Origin of the sequence: Lysinibacillus parviboronicapiens (assembly GCF_003049605.2) — a bacterium.
Lineage (GTDB): Bacteria > Bacillota > Bacilli > Bacillales_A > Planococcaceae > Lysinibacillus > Lysinibacillus parviboronicapiens.
The window spans coordinates 3,114,209-3,136,071 of the sequence record NZ_CP073713.1 but is presented as its reverse complement, the minus strand read 5'-3'; the positions used below and the strand labels follow the sequence as shown (position 1 = coordinate 3,136,071).

The following is a 21,863-nucleotide window of genomic DNA, read 5'->3' as shown; positions in this document are numbered from 1 at the left end:
AGGAAGGTTATTTCAATAATGCATTAACGATAAGCCATTCCCCGTATATTGTATGCTTATCTAATATAAGCCTCACTTGAAAGGGTGGGCTTATATTAGCGTAGTATGTTTACATAAATCACTATAAACCTTAAAGTTTCTTCCATACTTGCATAGCGATTTGCTCATCAAATGAAGAGAGAAGGCAGTAGTTATTGGTATCTAAAATTCGATAATGATTACTGATAACGTTCTGCTGCAGACGATAGCCATTGCGTTCGCTAAGATTTTTCCACCATATGTAGCCGCCCATTGTTTTTTCTTTCGGTTGCAATGTCCCGTGATTGGCGATTAAATCAACGACCTCAAGTGGGTCACCACCGAGTTCATGTTGTAAAACGGTGCTATCGCGGCAAAGTGCACAAACGGCAACCGCTGTTGTCCAGCCTGTTTCAATACGGCCCTTTTCAATTTGAACAAGCGTTTTTTTGGAAAGGCCTAGTAAATCACTCATTTGGTCTTGAGTTAATGCTTTTTCTGTTCGAATTAATTTTAGTTTTTCTGTAACAAGTGTGATTAATTGTTCACGATTCATCCAAACACCCTTTCTCTCAGGTTATTAAGCTCCATTATACATGAAAGCCCAAACAGCGTAAGCGTCACTGGCTGATGTCGGTAGAATACACACTAAAAAAATAGACTGCTCAAATGCGGTATGTACACATTGAGCAGTCTATATGATAGGTATCATGGGAAAAGGCTTTTAATATTCGTATTTTTTCGTATCAGAGATGACTCTGAAATGAATGCCTTTAATTTGAGCACTTACTTTATGACGAAGTGTATCAATATCTACTAGCTCGTCTCTGTCATTTACGCACTCAGCGATTTCCTGTAAAAGTTTTGTGAATGCCTCTTTGAATAATGTGCGCATTGTATCGAAGTCCAAGCTCCGGAAGCTACCGTCAATATCAAATGCTTCCACAGAATTTAACTGCTTTGAAGCACCCGCAAAACGATCGTCGTATACTGTATAGTTTTCGTCAGTCACAACGATTATATATAATACTTCGCCTGTAATGGTTTTTAATTCAATATTTGTTTTGTGTTTTTTAACGTCGGTAATAATGTGAATACCGTCCGAATGATAAAGCTTGAATAATTTCATAGCAATGCCCCCTGAGAATAGAATCATAATTTATTATATAGGGGGATGGCTAATAATGGAACAAGTCAAGCGTATTTGGATAGAATAGCCCTATAGGTACAGGGTGATGGAAGCTAAATTTGATATAAACTATCAATAAAATATTAATACTATTTTGTTATTTCTGTTACGATAGGTGCAGTTTTTCGTAAAGGACGAACCTCTACATAATGTAGCTGGTGACCTTGTTGCTCATAGACACTAAATACATATGGAGCAAGTTCAATGTTTTTGGCTATTTTGTTACCATTATTCACTGTTAAAAACCAGCCGCCTAGTGTTTCTACTTCTTCTGCATCAAGTGCCACACCTAATAAATTTTCTACATCTTTAACACTCATTTTAGCATTTAGAATATAATGATTTTCGCTTATTTTTCGAATCTCAGCAATTTCATCATCATCAAATTCATCGCGAATTTCACCGACGATTTCCTCTAAAATATCCTCAACTGTAACTAGTCCAGACGTACCACCATACTCATCCATTAAAATAGCCATATGAATACGTTCTTTTTGCATACGTACGAGTAATTCTTGAATTGGAATCGTTTCAATAACATGAATAACAGGGTTAATAAAATCTTCAAGTACTAATGAGTCGTCTGTTAACTGTTCAATCAATCCACGGGTGAATAATTCCTTTGAGTTAAGTGAGCCTAAAATATTATCACGGTCGCCGTCATAAATGGGATAGCGTGTATATTTTTCGGAAGCGATATAGTGAATGATATTTGTAAACGTTTCATTCTTTTCTATACCAACGATTTCTGTTCGAGGCACCATAATTTCGCGTGCAATACGTTCGTCAAATTCAAAGATATTATTAACGAATTTCAACTCATTTTTATTGATTTCACCGCTTTTAAAACTTTCAGAGAGCAATAGACGTAATTCTTCCTCTGTATGGGATAGTTCATGCTCAGAAGCGGGCTTCATACCAAAGAAGCCAACGAGAACACGAGCTGAACCATTTAAGAACCAGATAAATGGATACATTAGTTTATAGAATGCCATAATTGGTTTAGCAAAAAGTAGTGTAATCTTTTCTGCTTTTTGTATCGCAGCTGTTTTTGGTGCTAATTCACCGACAACAACATGTAGGAATGTTGCGATGGCGAAGGCTGAACCAATCGTGAAAATTGTCATGTACTTATCGGAAATACCGACCATATCGAAAAGGGGATGCAGCATAAATTCAAAGGTTTTTTCACCCACCATCCCGATACCAAGGGCTGTCACCGTAATACCAAGTTGGCACGCCGATAAGTACTCATCTAAGTGATCGACGACATGTTTTGCAGAAATCGCTTTTTTATTGCCTTCCGCAATCAATTGGTCAAGCCTTGAGGAACGTACTTTTACAATGGCGAATTCCGTTGCGACGAAAAAGCCTGTTAATGCTAATAAAATGGTAAAAATCGATAAGTTAAGTATGGTCTCCAAATAGTCGTTCTGTTAAAACAGAACGTCACCTCCTAATTATTAATGAGTAGTAGTAAGGATTGCATTAGTGCAATACTTTCAGGCGAAACGTTTTTTTTTATTGTTTGTATATTTTTTTGGTCTTGTTTATCCATCTGCGCAAGGAGAGACGTTACCTCATGCTCTAAATCTTGCATTTTCAAGCGAAGCATTTGGACATCTATTTCTTCATATGGCGTGATGTTTAGTTCGTGTTGTATTTCTTCAAGTGAAAGACCCTCCAGTTTGCGTCGCTCGATATAATGCAGCCGCTCAACCATTGCAGGTGCATAATAGCGATAATTTGATGCAGATCGTTCAGCTTCTAACAGGCCAATATTTGTATAGTAATCAATTGTTCTTTTGGTAATGCCCGTTTTTTCTGCAAACTCGCCAATTCTTAATTTCTCTGTCCCAATACAAACACCTCCCAAACCATCACGTGATACTTTGATTATAGCGTGATGGTTTTATAGAATTCAAATAATAGGCTTGAATATTTCAAAATTGTAGATTTATTTAACAACGTATTTGCTAAATTCATGATTGATGGTTCATGCCATTTTTGCTGTGCAAATAAAGTTAGTACATAAAATAGAGCTGACCCAAAGATTCTCCAACCAATACTAATTAGCTTTCAAGAAGGGAACAAGGAGGGCAGGGCACAAGCCGTAACGCTCGTTGCTGTTATTTTCCTCACTATCGTTATGCTTGCTGTGCCATAGAGGCAACATGGTCTTGACCCTTTGTCTCAAAAAAAACAGCATGCCATGAGGATTACGGGCATGTTGTTTTTACTTTTGAGACAGCGCGTCTTTTATGTTTCGATAGATGTACCATTATTTTGGCTTTCCAAACGTATATGTGTTTTGTAATGGCCAATGAGCATGATCACTAATGCCGCAAAAACCATTATTCCTGCAAACAGTAAGGCAGCTTTATAGCTATTAAAATGAGCGGCTAGTTTACCTGCAATAATCGGTCCGATAATTTGACCGAAAGCATAAAAAGTAGTTAACACAGAAACGACTGCATTGCTTTGGCTAGGGAATACCTGTCTTGCATAGGACGTGGTCATCGTTACAATACCAACGAAAGTCATCCCAAATAAAAACGCTGAAACAAGTACGCTTGCAACCGTTTGTGAAAAGACTGGTAGAATGATGCCGACAACCTGCATCACATAAGCGACCGATAATATGGTTACTGGTGAATATTTTGATAACAACATTATCCATACTGGGGCAGATGGCACAGCAGCCAATCCTACTACCACCCAACTATATGTAGAATAGCTTGATAATGCAGGGATATTATGAATGATATCCACTAAGAAGGTGCCTGTTATAATATAGCCAAGCCCCTCTAAACCATATGAAGCAATCAGCCAAGGCATAAAGCCCACTGTCATCTTGTCACTAGTGGAAGACACTTGCTTGGCACCATCTTGTATGGTTAAATTGCGCCATGTGACAACTGTGATGCAGAAGAAAGCAAGTGAAAGTATACCTAGTCCTAACCATGCTCCCTTCCATGTGTAGGATAGCTCTAAGTAAGGCACAAGTAAGCCTGAAATTGCGATACCAAGCCCAATGCCACTAAATAAATAGCCTGACCATTTTGTTAATATAACCTGCGCTAGGTAATCCATAATAATACTGGAAGTTAATACAAAAATAAGGCCCCCTGTAACCCCAGCAATAAAACGCAATAACATCCATACGAAGAAAGCTTCTGTTAAGCCCATCCAAATAACCGATATGATATTTAATATAACACTGATTAATAAAAATAATTTTTTGCGTCTAAACAAAAATCCTGCCCATAATGCCCCCACAAAATAGCCAACATAATTGCTTGATGCTAAATAACCTGCTGTTTCTAATGTGAAGCCCGCGTCCCTCCGCATAAACGGTAAAATCGGTGTGAACGCGAAACGACTGATGCCCATCGCAATGATAAGCAACAGAACACCCCCCAGTAAAATGCCAGCATGCTTTTTATTCATAGCCAAAACCCCTTTGTGTAAAAATGTAAAGCGATTATTTTAGTATATAGTAGATTAGGTAGTAGGGGTATTACATTTAAGCTTTGCATAGTAGAGTGTTGCATAAAAAAACTTTTCTTAACGAAAGAATCGCTAGAAAAGCTAAGAAATTTATTTTTGTAAGTATGTATCATAGAGGTAATGAAGAGCCTCTTCACCATTCATTTGGTACATTATTTCATTATTATAGACAAGCTTTAAATCTGTGAGAGTACTATCGATTTTATCGCCGTCAATCACACACGTAACAGTAACCAAACCAGTTTCTGCTAGCTGTTTTTGCTTATCTTGGTTCCAGCCTTGCTCAGAAAATAATGGTGGTTGCCAAGTGCCTTGTACTTGAAGCTCGTTTTGTTTAGCGTCATAATCCCAGCGTACGTCACGTAAAATAGTTTTGAATAAGTCGTTTATCGTAAATGATTTGTCGTTGTAGTCAATCGCTATCGCTCTAATAGCGTGAACATCTCGACTAACAGCATTAGCTGCTGAGTCTGCTGCGGAAGTAATGCCAGATGCGGCATCTTTAATTTCAGTTAATCGCTCGCTACAGCCTACCAGTAATGTAGAAAGGCATAACACACAAGCTACTTTTGTTATCCATTTCACTAATAATCCCTCCAATATAGCAAGTTGTTACTTTCTATATTAGCGAAAAGGAAAACAGGAGAAAAGGGCATGGGGAGATGAGTTTGTGTCGTTTTTGCAACGATACGCGTTGTCATTAATTGTGATGTTGTCCATGGCAGGTAAAAAAATCTCAAAACTTCGTAACTTATTTCCAAAGAAAAGGAGCTGTTTGTTATGAAGATTAATGATGAAATACTTGAAAGGTTAGGAACTTATTTTGTGTATCACGCAATTTATGAAAACTATGGTATTACATTTGAAAGCTTTGTTGATCGATGGGTTCGAGGGATACTTGAGGTTTAAGTTGTTGAAGGGGCTTTTGTTCGTTATAAAAAAGAGTCGTGTTCAGCAATGTGAACACGACTCTTTTATTGGTAAGGCCGATGAATAATTTAGAGCATGATGATCGTCTTGGCAAAAACGCTACATCCGCGATGTTGCTTCGATTCCTTGGCCAATAATGGCAAAGTGCTTACCTATTGCTCGCACTTGTCAAGGGATATTTACTACATTTTAGCGTATTTGTTCCTTAAAATAATCTGTAATAAATTGATTGGCTTCTTGCCAGTTGTAAACACGCACAACATTGTCAGGTACAACAAGGCGATTATATGGTGTATCAAATAATACGACAGGTATTTTTAACTCTTCAGCGAGCATAACCGCATTATCATGCTTATCCTCAAAGAATGCCTCAACGCCATGTTTTTTCGCTACTGCCAGCTTATCATGACTACCTATTAATTCGATATGATCGTACGGAATCGCTTGCGAATTAAACCAATTCAACGTAATATCCGCTACATTGTCACCTCGTGCAGAAATGTAATACAACTCATAGTTATTTCGCCAAGCATTTAAAATATCTTTAGCATCTTTGGCAGCCTCTGATACTTCATACATGTAGGGTTCATTTTCTTTAAACCATGTATTGAACGCTATACGATCCACAGGATGTGGAAATGCAGACAAAAAGTCATATTCGCACACATCATCTAACGTGATATTGACATTGTATTGCTTATTAATATGTGGAATGAGTGTACTAGGACATGTCACAGTGCCATCAATATCGATACCAAAACGAGGCTTTTTCATGCTAGTACCTCCTTAAGCATTGGCTTTCGCTGCTTCTTCAGCCGCCCGCTTTTCTGCCATTTCAGCAGCTAATTTATCGATTTCTTTCTTTAACTCTTCAACCATTGTTTTTTCAGGAACTTTACGTACTGTTTTGCCTTTCATGAATAATAAACCTTCGCCACGTGCACCAGCGATACCGATATCTGCTTCACGTGCTTCACCAGGTCCATTTACCGCACAACCAAGAACTGCGACTTTTAACGGTACATTAAGTTTAGAAATGTATTCTTCTACTTCATTGGCAATCGAGATGAGGTCAATTTCAATACGACCACATGTTGGGCAAGAAATAAGTGTAGCCATGTTAGAGGCTAAACCAAATGATTTTAATAGTTCGCGTGCTACTTTTACTTCCTCAACTGGATCTGCTGATAGGGAGATACGTAGTGTATTACCGATTCCTTTTGACAGGATTGCACCTAGACCAGCAGCAGATTTTACTGTACCTGCAAATAAAGTTCCTGATTCAGTAATTCCAAGGTGAAGCGGGTAATCAAAGGCCTTTGCAGCTTTTTCATAGGCCTCGATTGCTAAATTGACATCTGATGCTTTCATCGACACGATAATATCATGGAAATCTAAGTCTTCCAAAATTTTAATATGGTGAAGAGCTGATTCTACCATGCCATCTGCTGTTGGGTAACCGTATTTTTCTAAGATATGACGCTCTAACGAACCAGCGTTTACACCAATACGAATAGGAATTCCCTTAGCTTTTGCAGCGTTGACAACTGCTTCTACTTTTTCTTTACGACCGATATTACCTGGGTTAATACGGACTTTATCGATACCATTTTCAATCGCTTTTAATGCTAATTTATAGTCAAAGTGAATATCAGCTACTAATGGAATATGGATACGTTTTTTGATTTCTGCAATCGCATCAGCCGCTCGCTCATCAGGTACTGCGACACGAACGATTTGACAGCCTGCTTCTTCTAGTCGAAGAATTTCTGCAACTGTTGCTTCGACATCATGTGTTTTTGTTGTACACATACTTTGAATGAATAATTCATTACTACCACCTATTGTTAAATTACCGACACGTACAGGACGTGTTTTTGAACGGTGACAAATTTCACTCATTAACTTTCTCTCCTTTTCGGGCCACTACTTTCAGCCGTCACTGTCATTTATTTTAGCAGTGTAAGAAAATAAGGACAAGGAAGAAACGTTAACTTTTCATTTTCCGCAGTTGTTTTCGAATGCAAAAGAGAGCGGAAGCTTAATATTTTCACCTGGAATAAGAGCCTGCAACTGTAAATGTGGGTTTAATTCGTAAAAGAGCTGTAGTCGTTCAGGAAAGGTCATGGGTACTTTTGCAGGATGTAGAGCAAATAAGCTATGGATAGTATCTCCTTGAATGGTTTGGACACTGAGATAATTTGGCTCACGTTGGTCTTCACAAAGTGCGTTTGCTGTATCTTTTGGATAAAATGCAGCAAGGGGTAATGTCCCTTCTGTTAAATCTATTTTTACAACAAAGGCGATAACTATAATAATGGCTGTTAAAATTAAGGCACGCAAAAAATCCCCTCCTTTTCTACACTATATTGAGAAGAGAGGGGATTCATGCACACTATTTTGCAATTGGTTGTTTTGGATATTTTGTAAAGGCGACAATTAATAGAGTAATGGTTAATAACAGCGATAAAATTGAGATAATTGTATTGCTAATTGGCAAGTATTCTGAAAGTGTACTCAAGATAGTCGCCCAAGTAATTGCGAATGTAGTTGTACGCCATATATGACGGTATTCTCCACGGCGTTTCATCACCTTTAAGATAAAGTGGCCAGCCAATGCATAAATGGCGATTTGCGCAAAAATAAGCATGGTTGTAAAGACAAATAGCAAGATGAATGTCGCCGGATATAATAGCCATTTAATATCTTCTATGTATTCCGTCAAACCGCTAAAATCGATGGTATTGATAGACACACCAGCTGTAAAACGTCCAAATGAGAAAACTGTGACAAAGCTCACTAGTAAAAAGGTGTATTGAATAACCTTACCGATAGGCAGTAGACGGTAAGCAGCTAGTTTTTTAGGATGAATCAGACTGTCGATAAATAGTTGTGAGTGTTTCATAAAATATCACCTCCAATCGATATTCTAACATGTTCATCTGGGACAAGATATGAATTGACTTCGATTGGCTGTTTAACAAATGCTAAAATGTTAACATTATGTAAAGAAGTTAAAGGTTTTCTTTACTTTTTGTACTTTTTCATTTAAAGATTAGAAATAGAGTAGTAGAGACAAGGAATTGGAGCGAATACAATTGACAATAGATTGGCAAAGCATACTATTTCAATTTTTAGGCGGTTTAGGGGTCTTTTTATTTTCCATTAAATTAATGGGGGAAGGGCTACAAAAATCCGCAGATGACCGACTGCGCGAATGGTTGAATCGTTTTACGACAAATCCGTTAATGGGTGTATTAGTAGGTATTATCGTAACAGTTTGTATTCAGTCGAGCTCTGCAACGACAGTCATAACAGTTGGACTAGTGAGTGCTGGCTTTTTAACATTGCGTCAAGCAATTGGTGTAATAATGGGGGCAAATATTGGTACGACATTAACGGCATTTATTATCGGTATTGATATTGGCATTTATTTTTATCCGCTACTCGCGATTGGAGCGGCATTTTTATTTTTCTTTAAAAGAGCAATTTATCATCATGTTGGGCAAGTCTTATTTGGCTTTGGCGGTCTGTTTTTAGGGCTTGAGCTTATGAGTGCTAGTATGCAGATGCTCCATCAATTAGCTGACTTTGCTTCATTAACGATACTTCTAAGTAACCAACCGATTTTAGGCGTGTTTCTTGGTACAATTTTTACGCTGCTTGTTCAAAGCTCAACAGCAACTGTCGGTGTACTACAAGGTTTATATGCTGAACATTTAATTGGATTGGAAAGTGCTTTACCCATTTTATTTGGCGAAAATATCGGCACAACGATTACCGCAGTATTAGCCTCACTGGGTGCTTCCATCTATGCCAAGCGAGCAGCGGCGGCACATGTCCTTTTTAACATCATTGGGACAGTGATTTTTATGGTATTTTTCATACCATTTATGCACTATGTTCAATGGATAAGCGGGCTGCTCCATTTAGAAGCGCGCATGCAAATAGCTGTCGCACACGGCTCGTTTAATGTCTTTAATATGTTGATTCAATTACCCTTTATTGGCGGATTGGCCGTTCTAGTAACAAAAATACTGCCAGGGCACGATGGAAATATTGATGTTACGACGAAACATCTTGATCCGACGTTCATTGATTCTTCGCCGGCTATTGCGCTTGGTCAGGCGAAAGAAGAGGTTTTACGTATGGGTGACCATGCATTACGTGGTTTGGAAGAAACATTTTTATATATGAAAACGGGTGATTCAGAGCATATCCCCACAGTCCTACAATTAGAAGTAGCACTTAATCATTTAGATAAAGAAATTACTAACTATCTCGTGATGGTGTCTAAGCAACCGCTGTCTCGGGCAGATTCGGTACGTCATCATACATTGTTAACGAATGTACGAGATCTTGAACGTATTGGTGATCATTTCGAAAATATTTTAGAACTTCTACAGTATAAGGATCACCATGAAGTAAGTTTAAGTAAATCAGCGCGACAGGATTTAATTGGCATGTTTAGTTTGGCGATAGAAGCGGTACGTAAAAGTATTGCAGCACTTGATACAGCGAGTCTTAGCCTAGCGCAAGAAGTAACTGAATTAGAAAGTCTAATTGATGATATGGAGGATAAACTAAGACAAAAACATATTGCGCGTTTAAATACGAATGAATGCAGCGGTGCAGCAGGCATAGTCTACACGGATATTGTCAGCAATTTAGAGCGTATTGGCGATCATGCCGTTAACATTGCAGATTCTATTTTAGGTATTCGCCATTAAAATTGTGAAACTTTTTATAGTATTTTACGTATAAAAGTCAATGTGAGGCAAAGGAGAGAGATTTTATGGAAGTTGTTGGCTGGATATTAGTAATCGCCTGCTTTATCGTATCTTTTGTAGGGCTAGTGTATCCGATTATACCTGGTGTAATTTTTCTAGTCGGAGGCTTTTTACTATATGGACTGTTTTTCTCATTTGCTGATTTAAGCTGGTGGTTCTGGGTAATTGAAATATTATTTGTAGTATTATTATTCGGCGCTGATACGGTTGCAAATGCATTCGGTATAAAAAAATTTGGTGGCTCGAATGCGGGCATGTGGGGAAGTACAATTGGTTTATTAATTGGCCCATTCGTCATCCCATTTGCCGGGATATTAATTGGTCCATTTTTAGGTGCTGTGATTGCAGAGCTAGCAGTGGAACGTCGTACAGTAAGTGAGGCCGTAAAAAGTGGTGTTGGTTCACTGATTGGCTTTTTAACATCAACTGTAGCAAAAGGTGTTATTCAAGTCGTCATGATTGTAGTTTTCTTTATCGCTATTTAACGTTGACAAATGCGGCTATTTCGCAAGAGTGAGACAACGAGTACAAAAACGTTCATCGAATTGATGGTATGTTTAACAAAACAAAAGAGCGGGAATGATAGTAATTGAATTGGTTTTTCAGTCAAAAGGCTGAAATCTTGGATTTGAGGTATTTTTCATTGAATGGTTTGACCAATTTTGATAATCTAAGGATGTACTAATTATTTCTTTATTTTAGGGAGGAACTTAACAATGGCTTACGAATTACCACAATTAACTTACGCTTATGACGCATTAGAACCACATATCGATGCAAAAACAATGGAAATTCACCATTCTAAACACCACAATACTTATGTAACAAATTTAAACGCAGCAGTTGAAGGCACTGAATTTGCAGAAAAAGATATTAACGAATTAATCGCTAACATCGATGCGCTTCCAGCTGATAAACAAACAGCGGTTCGTAACAATGGTGGCGGACATGCTAACCATACATTATTCTGGGAATTAATCGCTCCAGGCGGTTCAAATACACCAGTTGGTGAAGTGGCAAAAGCAATCGATGCTAAATTCGGTTCTTTCGACGCTTTCAAAGAGGAATTTGCAAAAGCTGCAACTACTCGTTTTGGTTCAGGCTGGGCATGGTTAATCGTTGATGGTGACTCAGTAGCTGTAACATCTACTCCAAACCAAGACTCTCCAGTAATGGAAGGTAAAACTCCTGTTCTAGGCTTAGACGTTTGGGAGCATGCTTACTACTTAAACTACCAAAACCGTCGACCAGACTATATCGGTGCTTTCTGGAACGTAGTAAACTGGGATGTAGTAGAAGCTAAATTCCAAGCTGCAAAATAATATTATCTAATACAGAGCTATGCTAAGGTGCGAAATCACCGTGGCATAGCTTTTTTGATTTATTGAGTACTTTCTTGATTTATCGCCTAAACTTTAAATTTTATCGAGTATTTTTTGTGATTTATCCCCCAAATTCACTAATTTACAATGGTAAGAAACTTTTTTATGAAAGTGCCGTCAAATAAATGATGCTTTCACTCAAGAGTATGCTTTTCTGTCGGTACTTCGGATGGTATACTTAATATCGTGTATTTAAACAGTAATTGAGAAGGAGGGGAATACATGCGCAAAACACCAGGGAAAAATCGCGCGGCGAGTGTTAAAGCTAAGCATCATTCCAATTTAACATTTCGAATGAATGTCCTTTTCTTTGCTATATTTATCATATTTTCGATGTTAATTTTTAGGCTTGGTTATATGCAAATTGTAAAAGGGGAAGATTATGTTCGTATTCTAGAGCGTACAGAGGAAGTTCCAGTAAATACGAGTGTACCAAGAGGGCGAATGTATGACCGTTATGGCCGTATTTTAGTCGACAATCAACCAGAAAATGCGATTACATATACAAAAATGCAGACGACAAAAACGGATGAAATGCTGGAAATTGCCGAGAAGCTGGCGCAATTGATTGAACAGCCAACGAAACGTGTCACATTACGGGATAAAAAGGATTTTTGGATTCTTAAAAATCACGATGCTGCCTATGAGAAAGTAACCGATAAAGAACAAACGAAAATTAAAACGCAAGAAAATATTACGACAAGTCAAATCAATGCTGAGATTGATAGACTTGTGCGCGAACGTATTACCGACGAAGAATTAGCGCAACTTACAGAGGCTGATTTAGAAGTGTTGGCGATTTACCGAGAAATGGCATCCGGCTATAATTTATCACCCCAAATCATTAAAAGTGAAAATGTATCCGCTGATGAATTTGCTCGTGTCTCAGAGCGGCTAACAGAATTACCTGGGGTCAATACGACAACTGACTGGAAGCGTGTCAAATTATCATCGCTTTCTATTTTAGGACGTACAACGCTACCAACGAAAGGGATTCCTAAAGAGAAACTAAACTATTATTTAGCGCGCGACTACTCACGCAATGACCGTGTTGGGGAAAGTTATATTGAAGCCCAGTACGAAGAGCTTTTACAAGGACAAAAAACAGTTGTCAAAAATATTACCAATAAAAAAGGGCAAGTTGTCGATACTGTTACTACGTATGAGGGCGAGCCAGGTAAAGATTTAGTGTTAACGTTTGATAGCGAATTACAGGCAGAGACGGAGAAAATTGTAGAGGAAGAGCTGCTCAACTTAAAATCGATAGCTGGTTCGTATTTATTAGATCGTGCCTTTTTAGTGATGATGAATCCGAATACAGGAGAAATTTTATCGATGGTTGGTAAGAAAATTGAGAAAGATCCTGAAACAGGTAAAAACATCATCGTCGATTATGCATATGGTTCATTCACAACAGCCTATGAGGCAGGGTCAGTTGTCAAAGCTGCAACCTTACTTACTGGCTATAATCAAGGAGTCATTACGCCAAGCACTGTATTAGGAGATGAACCAATTCATTTACTTGGTACACCAGTAAAGAGCTCGATTTTTAACCGTTCTGGCTATGTATCGATGGATGGTTTGACCGCTCTTGAGCGTTCTTCTAACGTATATATGTTTAAAACGGCCCTACTTATTAACGGGACACCATATAGTTATATGATGCCGCTCCGTTTAAGGGACGATACGTTTTCAAAAATGCGTAATTCCTATGCACAATTTGGCTTAGGAGTAAAAACAGGCATTGATTTACCGAATGAATTTAGTGGCGTGCAGGGTCCATCGGGTCCTACAATGGGTGGTAAAACACTCGACTTAGCGATCGGACAATACGACACATACACACCAATGCAATTAGCACAATATATTTCGACAGTAGCAAACGGCGGTTATCGTATTCAACCACACGTGGTGAAAGAAGTACGTGAGCCATCAAAAGATGGTCAAAATCTTGGCCAATTAGTATCAGAAGTGGGACCGACGATTTTAAATAGCATTGAGAATTCTGCAGATGAAATTAACTATGTGAAAAAAGGGCTTCGTCGTGTATATACTGGTAATCAAGGTAGTGCTCGAAAACAGTTTGCAAATACACCTTATACTGCAGCAGGGAAAACGGGAACAGCTGAGGTAGTTTATTATGGACCATTAAAAGAGCATTACGGTACAAATACAACTAACTTAACACATGTTGGTTTTGCGCCATATGAAAATCCTGAAATTGCTTATGCTGTTGTTATTCCTTGGGTAACTACAAACTTCAAAATTTATTTGGATCAAAATAATGAAATTGCAAAACGTTCTTTAGATAAATATTATGAACTAAAAGCGAAATATGATTCTACGAAAGTTTCTGATAGTAATGTAGAGCAACCAATTTTACCGGCAATCACAAAAGAGAAAATTGGTGAAGATGAGCAAGAATAAGAAAAACCGCTAGTGCATGAAAAATGCCTAGCGGTTTTTTTCTTTCAGTGACGGATAGAATCATTAAAGTGACGGATTAAGTGCAAAACAACAGATAGATAGACGGACTCGCCACAAAACTGGAATGGGTTTTACAGCGCGTGCTTCTATTAAATAAGAAAATCGACTGTCTCTCTTTGTAGAGGCAGTCGATTTTGTATTAGGCAGATAGTTGCTGAACAGCTAATTCAAATTGTTGCTTTGGTTTTGTACCATAAAGCTCTATATTATTACAGAAATAAGACTGTACCATAAAATCCACAGCCTCCTGTAAAGATAACTCTCGATGAGTCATGACAAGTGTTAAATACGTTTTAAAGTAATCGGCATTTTGTACTTTTGCATGTTTTATCACAAAGTCAAACCCCTTATATATTATTTTCTGACACACAATTGCTTATTATAGCACCTTTCATTGAGGAAGCAAGCTTTTTCAATTGTAAAGGTATCTTTACAATCATTTACAAACCATTACATTCCTTTACGTCTCTTTTACGAATGGTTTATACGACTTCAACAATCAGTGTTTATAGTAAAGATTGTAAGGCAAACAACTATAAAAAAAGTTAGTGACGGAGGCAAATGAGATGAAAAAGTGGAAGTACTTAACGATGACGGCGGTAATGGGTTCAGCATTAATGCTAGGTGCATGCGGTAGTGACAACTCTACTCAAAATGGTAACAATACAGAAACGAATGCACCAGCAAGTTCAGGACAAGATGCTGCTGACGAAAAACTGCAAGGTTCTGTAGCTGGAGATGGTTCATCAACAGTAGCACCAATTATTGAAGCAGTTGTAGAAGAGTATGCAGGTGCACAACCGGATGTCAAAGTATCAGTAGGTGTTTCTGGAACTGGTGGTGGCTTTGAAAAATTCATCGCAGGGGAGACAGACTTTTCAAATGCATCTCGTTATATAAAAGATGAAGAGAAAGCGAAACTAGAAGAAGCAGGTATTGCTTTTACAGAACTAGCTTTAGCATATGACGGTTTATCAGTTGTAGTAAATCCTGAAAATGATTGGGCGAAGGATTTAACAGTAGAGCAATTAAAACAGATTTGGATTGAAGACGGTAAAGAGAAGAAGTGGTCTGATATTGATCCATCATGGCCAGCAGAAAAAATCGTATTCTATTCTCCAGGTACTGACTCTGGGACATATGACTACTTTGATGAAGTGATTTTAGATGGAGCGGATCTAGTAAGTTCTGCAACATTATCAGAGGATGATAACATGCTAGTGCAAGGTGTAGCAGGTGACAAAAATGCAATTGGCTTCTTCGGCTATGCGTATTACCTAGAAAATAAAGATAAATTAAACATTGTGAAAGTAAATGGAGTAGAACCTACAAACGAAACAATTGAAACTGGTAAATACGCACCACTTTCTCGTCCATTATTCACATATGTAAAAAATAGCGCGATTAAAGATAACGCAGCAGCATACGATTTTATGAAATTCACACTAGAAAATTCAGGAGATATGGCTGAGGCTGTAGGTTATGTACGTCTACCAGAAGAAAAATATGCTGAAGGTTTAAAAACTTTAGAAGGCTTAAAATAAGTAGACATGCATTAGGGGGAAAGAGATGTATGCTCTTTCCCTCGCTTACTTGAAAGGAGCACCCAATGGTTTCTCAAAAAGAAAATAAGACAACATCTGTGCAACAATTAATTGCGAATTCACGCAATCAAAAAACGAAGAAAATAGTGGAAAAAGCAATGCCAGCTCTATTATTTTCTGCAGCCCTTATCTCTATTTTGACGACATTTGGCATTGTTTTCACCCTTATTTTTGAAACGTTTGAGTTTTTTAAACGTGTTTCGATTACGGATTTCCTATTTGGTACACAGTGGTTACCGTTTTCAGGGAAGGAACCGTTATTTGGGATTCTACCACTTATTGCAGGAACGTTGAAAGTCACACTCATAGCAGTTGTCGTGGCCGTACCGTTTGGGATTGCGTCAGCGATTTATTTAAGTGAATATGCGAATGAGAAAACAAGACGTACGGTTAAACCAATATTAGAAGTTTTAGCAGGGGTGCCCACAATTGTTTATGGTTTCTTCGCTCTGACATTTGTCACACCAATGTTACAACAAATTATTCCAGGGTTAAAATTATTTAATGCACTTAGTCCGGGGATTGTTGTGGGAATTATGATTTTACCGATGATCACTTCGCTGTCAGAAGATGCTATGTCGTCTGTCCCTAACAGTATGCGAGAAGGTGCATTGGCTCTCGGTGCTACAAAGTTTGAAGTAGCCATTAAAGTAGTTTTACCTGCTGCACTATCAGGAATTATAGCATCTGTTGTACTTGCTATTTCCCGGGCAATCGGTGAAACAATGATTGTCTCACTTGCCGGAGGGTCCACACCGAAATTTGATTTGGATGTCACGGACTCTATCCAAACGATGACAGCTTATATTGTACAGGTTTCAACAGGTGATGCGGGCTATGGAACGACAATTTACTACTCTATTTACTCAGTAGGTTTCACATTATTTATCTTTACATTAGTGATGAACTTACTCGCTCATTATATTTCGAAACGTTTCAGGGAGGTTTACTAGCATGCGCTATATGGATGACTCAGTCGTCATGAAACGAATGACAAAGCGTATTACGTTCAATAAAGTCTGGAAAACCTTGTTTTTCTTAGCTACTACATTTGCATTAGTAATGCTTGCTATTTTACTCTATCGTATTGTGACACAAGGTATTGACTTTTTAAATTTCGACTTCTTAACAAACTTCGCTTCGCGTTTTGCAGATAAAGCAGGTATTAAGGCGGCATTAGTCGGCTCACTTTGGCTGATGGGCGTTGTCGCACCTGTGTCAATCATTCTAGGTGTAGGAACTGCGATTTATTTAGAAGAATATGCAAAGAAAAATAGACTAAATGACTTTATTCGTATGAATATCTCAAACTTAGCAGGGGTACCTTCCATTGTTTTTGGTTTACTAGGGTTAACGATTTTTGTTCGTATGATGGAGCTAGGTAAAAGTATTTTAGCGGCTGGCTTTACGATGAGTTTACTAATTTTACCCGTTATTATAGTAGCTGCACAGGAAGCAATTCGTGCTGTGCCAAGTGAACAACGTGAAGCATCTTACGGCATGGGGGCGACAAAATGGCAAACAATACTACGTGTCGTTCTTCCTGCAGCAATACCAGGGATATTAACTGGAAGTATTTTAGCATTATCTCGTGCAATTGGTGAAACAGCGCCACTTGTGGTTATCGGAATCCCAGTTATTTTACAATTCTTGCCAGATAATTTACTAAGTCAGTTTACGGCGCTACCAATGCAGATTTATGATTGGGCAAAACGCCCACAAGAGGCATTTCAATATGTAGCAGCGGCAGGTATTTTAGTGCTAATGACAGTGCTCTTACTGATGAACTCTATCGCGATCTTTATTCGAAATAAATTCCAAAAACGTTATTAATGAGGTGACCTTATGGTAATAGATTTTAAAGAGGAAAAGTCAGTTGTCAAAACGATTCATACAGGCGCAAAGCCTTCTATAGATGTAGCAAAAAAAGTGGTATATGATACACGCAATTTAAATTTATGGTACGGCGATCACCATGGTTTAAAGGATGTCAATTTAAGTATTTATGAAAACGAAGTAACAGCGATAATTGGCCCTTCTGGATGTGGGAAATCGACGTATTTAAAAACATTAAACAGAATGGTAGAGCTAGTACCAATCGTTCGTACATCTGGTGAAATTTTATATCGTGAGCGCAATATTTTAGATAAAAACTATACGGTAGAAGAATTACGTACGCATGTCGGAATGGTCTTCCAAAAGCCAAACCCATTCCCGAAATCGATTTATGATAATATCGCCTATGGTCCGCGGATACATGGCATAAAAAACAAAAAAATTCTTGATGAAATTGTTGAAAAATCATTGCGTGGTGCGGCTATTTGGGATGAGGTAAAAGACCGCTTAAATCAAAATGCCTATGGCCTTTCAGGTGGTCAACAGCAACGAATCTGTATTGCGCGTTGTTTAGCAATCGAACCAGATGTCATTTTAATGGATGAGCCTACCTCCGCTCTTGATCCCATTTCTACATTAAAGGTTGAAGAATTGGTTCAAGAACTGAAAAAGGATTATTCGATTATTATTGTGACACATAATATGCAACAGGCGGCGCGTATTTCAGACCGTACAGCATTTTTCCTAAGCGGCGAAGTCATCGAATACGATAAAACAGATGTGATCTTCCAAACACCTGCAGATCAACGTACAGAAGATTATATTTCAGGACGCTTCGGCTAAGGAGGAACGATAGATGGTAGTACGTGAACGTTTTGAGCAGGAGCTAAAAGAAATTCAAGCTCAATTTGTTGAAATTGCAAGTAGCAGTATTAATGCTTTAAAAATAGCTTTTAATGCGTTATTAGAGCAGGATTTAGAAAAGTCCTTAAAGATTCTAGAGGATGATTTAATCATTAATCGTCTAGAGGAAGAAATTAATGACCGTGTAATTTTGATGATTGCCAAGCAACAACCAGTAGCGACTGATTTACGCCGTTTAATGGTGTTAGTGAAAGCGGCATCAGATATGGAAAGAGTTGGAGATTATGCTGTCAATATTGCCAAAGAGACGATTCGTCTTGGAAAAGAGCCCCTTATCTTCCCGACAACAAATTTACAGACAATGTGCAATAAAACGGTTGAAATGCTTGACAGTATTATCAAAGCCTTTACTGAAGAAGATACTGTAAGTGCGAAAGAAATTGCGGAGCTTGATGATTATGTAGATGATTTATATGGTGCAACAGTTACACTGTTGTTGCGTGCAGGTGCTGATAATCCAGCTCATATTCACCAGATTACGCATTTAACTTTTGTCTGCCGATATTTAGAACGTTCAGCTGACCATGCAACAAATATTGCCGAGCACCTATTTTACTTAGTCAAAGGTAAACATTACGAATTGAATAATTAAAAAGGAAGAGAAGGGCGGATGAAGCCATTCTCTTCCTTTTTATGTTGCTGTGCAAGTACTGAAAAAATACTGAAATAACAGCAACATTGTACTGCGTAGTAACGTCAAATATTGCGCAGCGGGTTTGTATTGTCAAAATACTAATTTGGTTATACTATAGACATTATCCAAAATTTATGCGCTAAGGTGGTGCTGCTTCGTGAAAGATGTTGTAGAAACACTCATAGAGAAATTTGAACTAGATCTCACAACTGAACAACGAGAAAGCTTGTGTTTTTTATATGAACACTTACATCTAGAGGAGTTAAGTGACAAAGAACAACATTTTTTTATTGAATATTTTTACAAGAGTGAGACATTACGAAATATGGCAGCATTTGCATATGAGTTAGCTGATATCATGCATGAAATTCGAGAAAATATACCTGCAATTGAGCAGGCGGAACGGCTAGCAAATGGCAAGGAGCAACGCTTGTATTATGAACGGAAATGGCAGGAAGCTAAGCGACAACAACTAAAACATCATACTACAAAAGAAGGAAACATCTTTTATGTGCCGTTTGCTGCTTATAAAAAAGAGCCTGGACCAATGATTGTTTGTCTTGAACAAACAACGGGAATGGTGGCCTATTCTGAGCTGTGCAAAAGTATGATTTTACCGTTATTTATGAATGCCCATCGAGAGCAACGGGATTTATATATCGTACCGTATGATCGCCAAATTCATGTACATTACCGATTTGAAAACGGGCATATAAATTTGACTGATTTTAAAGATTTTATAGAATATAAGGCAAGAGGAGAATCTGCAATCTTGCCAGTGTTACAGTTTGTGAAAGGATTGCTCAAAGAAAATCAGCAATGTACTGAAGCGGAAATTATAATTTTCACTGAAGGTAACCCTGTCGATGGTCAATATTTATTAGGAAAGCGTGCGAAAGCAATGATAGAAGATATGAAGCATAGCTACCATGCAGAGTTTGCTGTAATTGCAATGCATGAGCAAAATTTTAACGAGCAACAATTTTGGTTTGCGAATAGAGCTTTTTTTGCGGAGGATGCTATTCAATAAACACATGAAGCTGACCAGTTGGATGTTGGTCGGCTTATTTTTTGTAAACATAGGTAGGAAAAAGGAGAATTACATGGACACAATAAAATGGTTATTACCAAATGTGACAGTACCGACTTGGATGGACATAATGATTGCAATGGCTATCTGTCTAATTGGCTGGTTATTCCAGCAGTTCGTGCTGAAAAAAATAATAACGGTCATGGTTGCATTTTTGAAAAAAAGACAGCGTAACTTTCAAGCAACAGTGCTGGAACAATTTAATAAAGCGATACGTTATGCTTTCATGTCAGCCGTTATTGTACTTAGCTTAACGGTGTTACTAGAAGTACGCTTTTTTACAGATGCGGCAACAAAGAATTTTGTATTGTCCATTATGGTATTTTTTGCCTTTAAAGGCGTGTACGATGTATTGCATTATTATACAAAGCAACCTTTGGCTATCAATAGTGACGAGGAGCAAAATGTACTGTTGCCATTTTTCCTGCGCATAGGTAAAGTGTTAATCATGATTTTAGCCATGTTTACAATTGCTTCTTTTTGGGATTTTAACTTGAATGGCTTTTTAACAGGTATCGGTTTAACAGGTGTAGCCATTGCGTTTGGGATTCGTGATACACTGGCACATGTATTTGGAGGTATGTCCGTTGCACTTGACAACCCGTTTCAAATTGGTGATTGGGTAGCAACAGAAGATCAAAAGATTGAAGGAACAATTGAAGATATTAACCTACGTAGTACGCTTATTCAAACCGGTGATAAAGGACTGGTTTATGTACCTAACGCCTATTTAGTGAATCGCCCACTATATAATTTATCGAAACGAGAAAAACGAAAATGTGAACAATTTTTTTATGTAGCACTTGAAAACGAAGAAGAAAAACTACGTAGTGCATTAAGTATGATTCATCAGCAAATTTATTTACATGATGATACAGAAAAAGATCTGATTCATGTATTTATAGATGATTTCCGACCTGATTCCTACCGTATTCTAGTGCGATTCTTTGTGGCAACTAACGATACGGGTGTGTTATTGGGTGCAAGACAGGATATACTATTCGCGATTCGACAGATATTGAAAGATTATGATATTGTGCTGCCAAAGTATGATGAGAATTATTGGCTACATAACGAAAAATAATTTGAATTGTGTGACTTTTTGTTTTACAATATACACTAACAATCAGCGTTGATGAAGAGTAGTAGCTATTACATGTTGTTTCAGAGAGCTAGCGTTAGGTGAGAGCTAGTACAGATGAATGGTGAATGGACTTCGGAGCTCTAATCCTGAAAGAAGTAGTACGGGTTAGCGTTTGCCTACGTTATCAGGCTTAGAGTGGGTCTTTATGAGACCAATGAAGGTGGCACCACGGCTTTTCCGTCCTTTTGTGATGGAAAGGCCTTTTTATATTCATTCGTAAATTTGTGGAATAGTGAAGTAATAGCCCCATAAGATGGTTGCCGACTAAATAGTTAGTAACAAGAATGCGAGTGTTGCTTTTTTCAGTTTGTCGTCAAACACTGAT

The 21,863-nt window shown here is 38.0% G+C and carries 22 protein-coding genes, 1 pseudogene and 1 other annotated feature; of the genes and pseudogenes, 12 read left to right on the top strand and 11 right to left on the bottom strand.

Features of this window, described 5'->3' with window-relative positions; translation table 11 throughout:
- Positions 1-130: 130 nt before the first annotated feature.
- From C9J31_RS15110 to C9J31_RS15085, 6 genes are all read right to left on the bottom strand, one after another.
- Complete coding sequence (locus tag C9J31_RS15110; RefSeq protein WP_107950195.1) at positions 131-574, bottom strand: helix-turn-helix transcriptional regulator; 444 nt, start codon at positions 572-574, stop codon at positions 131-133.
- A gap of 168 nt (positions 575-742) precedes the next feature.
- Entirely contained in the window at positions 743-1,147 is a 405-nt protein-coding gene (locus C9J31_RS15105; RefSeq protein WP_107924581.1) for a hypothetical protein, read from the bottom strand.
- 149 nt (positions 1,148-1,296) lie between these two features.
- Complete coding sequence (locus tag C9J31_RS15100; protein WP_107924582.1) at positions 1,297-2,631, bottom strand: hemolysin family protein; 1,335 nt, start codon at positions 2,629-2,631, stop codon at positions 1,297-1,299.
- Positions 2,632-2,663: 32 nt separating this feature from the next.
- Complete coding sequence (locus tag C9J31_RS15095; protein WP_238602131.1) at positions 2,664-3,083, bottom strand: MerR family transcriptional regulator; 420 nt, start codon at positions 3,081-3,083, stop codon at positions 2,664-2,666.
- A 383-nt stretch (positions 3,084-3,466) separates the two neighbouring features.
- On the bottom strand, positions 3,467-4,657 hold the full coding sequence (locus C9J31_RS15090; protein WP_107950193.1) for a YbfB/YjiJ family MFS transporter: 1,191 nt from the start codon (positions 4,655-4,657) through the stop codon (positions 3,467-3,469).
- A 150-nt stretch (positions 4,658-4,807) separates the two neighbouring features.
- On the bottom strand, positions 4,808-5,302 hold the full coding sequence (locus tag C9J31_RS15085) for a hypothetical protein (protein ID WP_107950191.1): 495 nt from the start codon (positions 5,300-5,302) through the stop codon (positions 4,808-4,810).
- 195 nt (positions 5,303-5,497) lie between these two features.
- Here C9J31_RS15085 and C9J31_RS24010 point away from each other — a divergent pair, with 195 nt between their 5' ends.
- The gene (locus C9J31_RS24010) at positions 5,498-5,626 is read left to right on the top strand and encodes a hypothetical protein (protein WP_268807922.1); all 129 of its coding nucleotides are present in this window, start codon (positions 5,498-5,500) and stop codon (positions 5,624-5,626) included.
- A 210-nt stretch (positions 5,627-5,836) separates the two neighbouring features.
- On the opposite strand, the gene C9J31_RS15080 is transcribed toward C9J31_RS24010, so the two are convergent.
- The 4 genes from C9J31_RS15080 to C9J31_RS15065 all read right to left on the bottom strand — a co-directional run bounded on the left by C9J31_RS15080 (position 5,837) and on the right by C9J31_RS15065 (position 8,552).
- Positions 5,837-6,421, bottom strand: coding sequence for a 5' nucleotidase, NT5C type (locus C9J31_RS15080; protein ID WP_054768289.1), 585 nt, complete (start codon positions 6,419-6,421; stop codon positions 5,837-5,839).
- 12 nt (positions 6,422-6,433) lie between these two features.
- The gene (ispG, locus tag C9J31_RS15075; protein WP_107924584.1) at positions 6,434-7,549 is read right to left on the bottom strand and encodes a flavodoxin-dependent (E)-4-hydroxy-3-methylbut-2-enyl-diphosphate synthase; all 1,116 of its coding nucleotides are present in this window, start codon (positions 7,547-7,549) and stop codon (positions 6,434-6,436) included.
- Between the two features lie 96 nt (positions 7,550-7,645).
- Positions 7,646-7,990, bottom strand: coding sequence for a hypothetical protein (locus C9J31_RS15070; protein ID WP_054768290.1), 345 nt, complete (start codon positions 7,988-7,990; stop codon positions 7,646-7,648).
- A 52-nt stretch (positions 7,991-8,042) separates the two neighbouring features.
- Positions 8,043-8,552 carry a DUF1189 family protein gene (locus tag C9J31_RS15065; protein ID WP_107924585.1) on the bottom strand — a complete coding sequence of 170 codons (510 nt, stop codon included), beginning with the start codon at positions 8,550-8,552 and terminating at the stop codon, positions 8,043-8,045.
- A 193-nt stretch (positions 8,553-8,745) separates the two neighbouring features.
- Here C9J31_RS15065 and C9J31_RS15060 point away from each other — a divergent pair, with 193 nt between their 5' ends.
- The 4 genes from C9J31_RS15060 to C9J31_RS15045 all read left to right on the top strand — a co-directional run bounded on the left by C9J31_RS15060 (position 8,746) and on the right by C9J31_RS15045 (position 14,246).
- Positions 8,746-10,377: a Na/Pi cotransporter family protein gene (locus C9J31_RS15060; protein WP_107950189.1), complete on the top strand. Its 1,632-nt coding sequence runs from the start codon at positions 8,746-8,748 to the stop codon at positions 10,375-10,377.
- Between the two features lie 65 nt (positions 10,378-10,442).
- On the top strand, positions 10,443-10,922 hold the full coding sequence (locus C9J31_RS15055; RefSeq protein WP_107950187.1) for a DUF456 domain-containing protein: 480 nt from the start codon (positions 10,443-10,445) through the stop codon (positions 10,920-10,922).
- Positions 10,923-11,153: 231 nt separating this feature from the next.
- A complete protein-coding gene (locus C9J31_RS15050) occupies positions 11,154-11,759 on the top strand; it encodes a superoxide dismutase (protein WP_107950185.1) in 606 nt (201 codons plus the stop codon).
- Between the two features lie 282 nt (positions 11,760-12,041).
- On the top strand, positions 12,042-14,246 hold the full coding sequence (locus tag C9J31_RS15045) for a peptidoglycan D,D-transpeptidase FtsI family protein (protein WP_107950183.1): 2,205 nt from the start codon (positions 12,042-12,044) through the stop codon (positions 14,244-14,246).
- A 199-nt stretch (positions 14,247-14,445) separates the two neighbouring features.
- On the opposite strand, the gene C9J31_RS15040 is transcribed toward C9J31_RS15045, so the two are convergent.
- Complete coding sequence (locus tag C9J31_RS15040; RefSeq protein WP_235616278.1) at positions 14,446-14,640, bottom strand: hypothetical protein; 195 nt, start codon at positions 14,638-14,640, stop codon at positions 14,446-14,448.
- 232 nt (positions 14,641-14,872) lie between these two features.
- Here C9J31_RS15040 and C9J31_RS15035 point away from each other — a divergent pair, with 232 nt between their 5' ends.
- The 7 genes and pseudogenes from C9J31_RS15035 (at position 14,873) to C9J31_RS15005 (ending at position 21,478) form a co-directional block, all read left to right on the top strand.
- Positions 14,873-15,850: a PstS family phosphate ABC transporter substrate-binding protein gene (locus C9J31_RS15035; RefSeq protein WP_107950181.1), complete on the top strand. Its 978-nt coding sequence runs from the start codon at positions 14,873-14,875 to the stop codon at positions 15,848-15,850.
- Positions 15,851-15,915: 65 nt separating this feature from the next.
- On the top strand, positions 15,916-16,863 hold the full coding sequence (gene pstC / locus C9J31_RS15030) for a phosphate ABC transporter permease subunit PstC (protein WP_107924590.1): 948 nt from the start codon (positions 15,916-15,918) through the stop codon (positions 16,861-16,863).
- A 1-nt stretch (position 16,864) separates the two neighbouring features.
- The gene (pstA, locus tag C9J31_RS15025) at positions 16,865-17,743 is read left to right on the top strand and encodes a phosphate ABC transporter permease PstA (protein ID WP_107950179.1); all 879 of its coding nucleotides are present in this window, start codon (positions 16,865-16,867) and stop codon (positions 17,741-17,743) included.
- Between the two features lie 90 nt (positions 17,744-17,833).
- Positions 17,834-18,589 (top strand): annotated as a pseudogene (gene pstB, locus C9J31_RS15020) (phosphate ABC transporter ATP-binding protein PstB); the annotation flags it as partial.
- Positions 18,590-18,602: 13 nt separating this feature from the next.
- On the top strand, positions 18,603-19,262 hold the full coding sequence (gene phoU, locus C9J31_RS15015) for a phosphate signaling complex protein PhoU (protein ID WP_107950177.1): 660 nt from the start codon (positions 18,603-18,605) through the stop codon (positions 19,260-19,262).
- Positions 19,263-19,461: 199 nt separating this feature from the next.
- Entirely contained in the window at positions 19,462-20,334 is an 873-nt protein-coding gene (locus tag C9J31_RS15010; RefSeq protein ID WP_107950175.1) for a vWA domain-containing protein, read from the top strand.
- A gap of 73 nt (positions 20,335-20,407) precedes the next feature.
- Positions 20,408-21,478 carry a mechanosensitive ion channel family protein gene (locus C9J31_RS15005; RefSeq protein WP_107924592.1) on the top strand — a complete coding sequence of 357 codons (1,071 nt, stop codon included), beginning with the start codon at positions 20,408-20,410 and terminating at the stop codon, positions 21,476-21,478.
- A 39-nt stretch (positions 21,479-21,517) separates the two neighbouring features.
- Positions 21,518-21,726 (top strand) — a binding site (T-box leader).
- Positions 21,727-21,863: the final 137 nt, after the last annotated feature.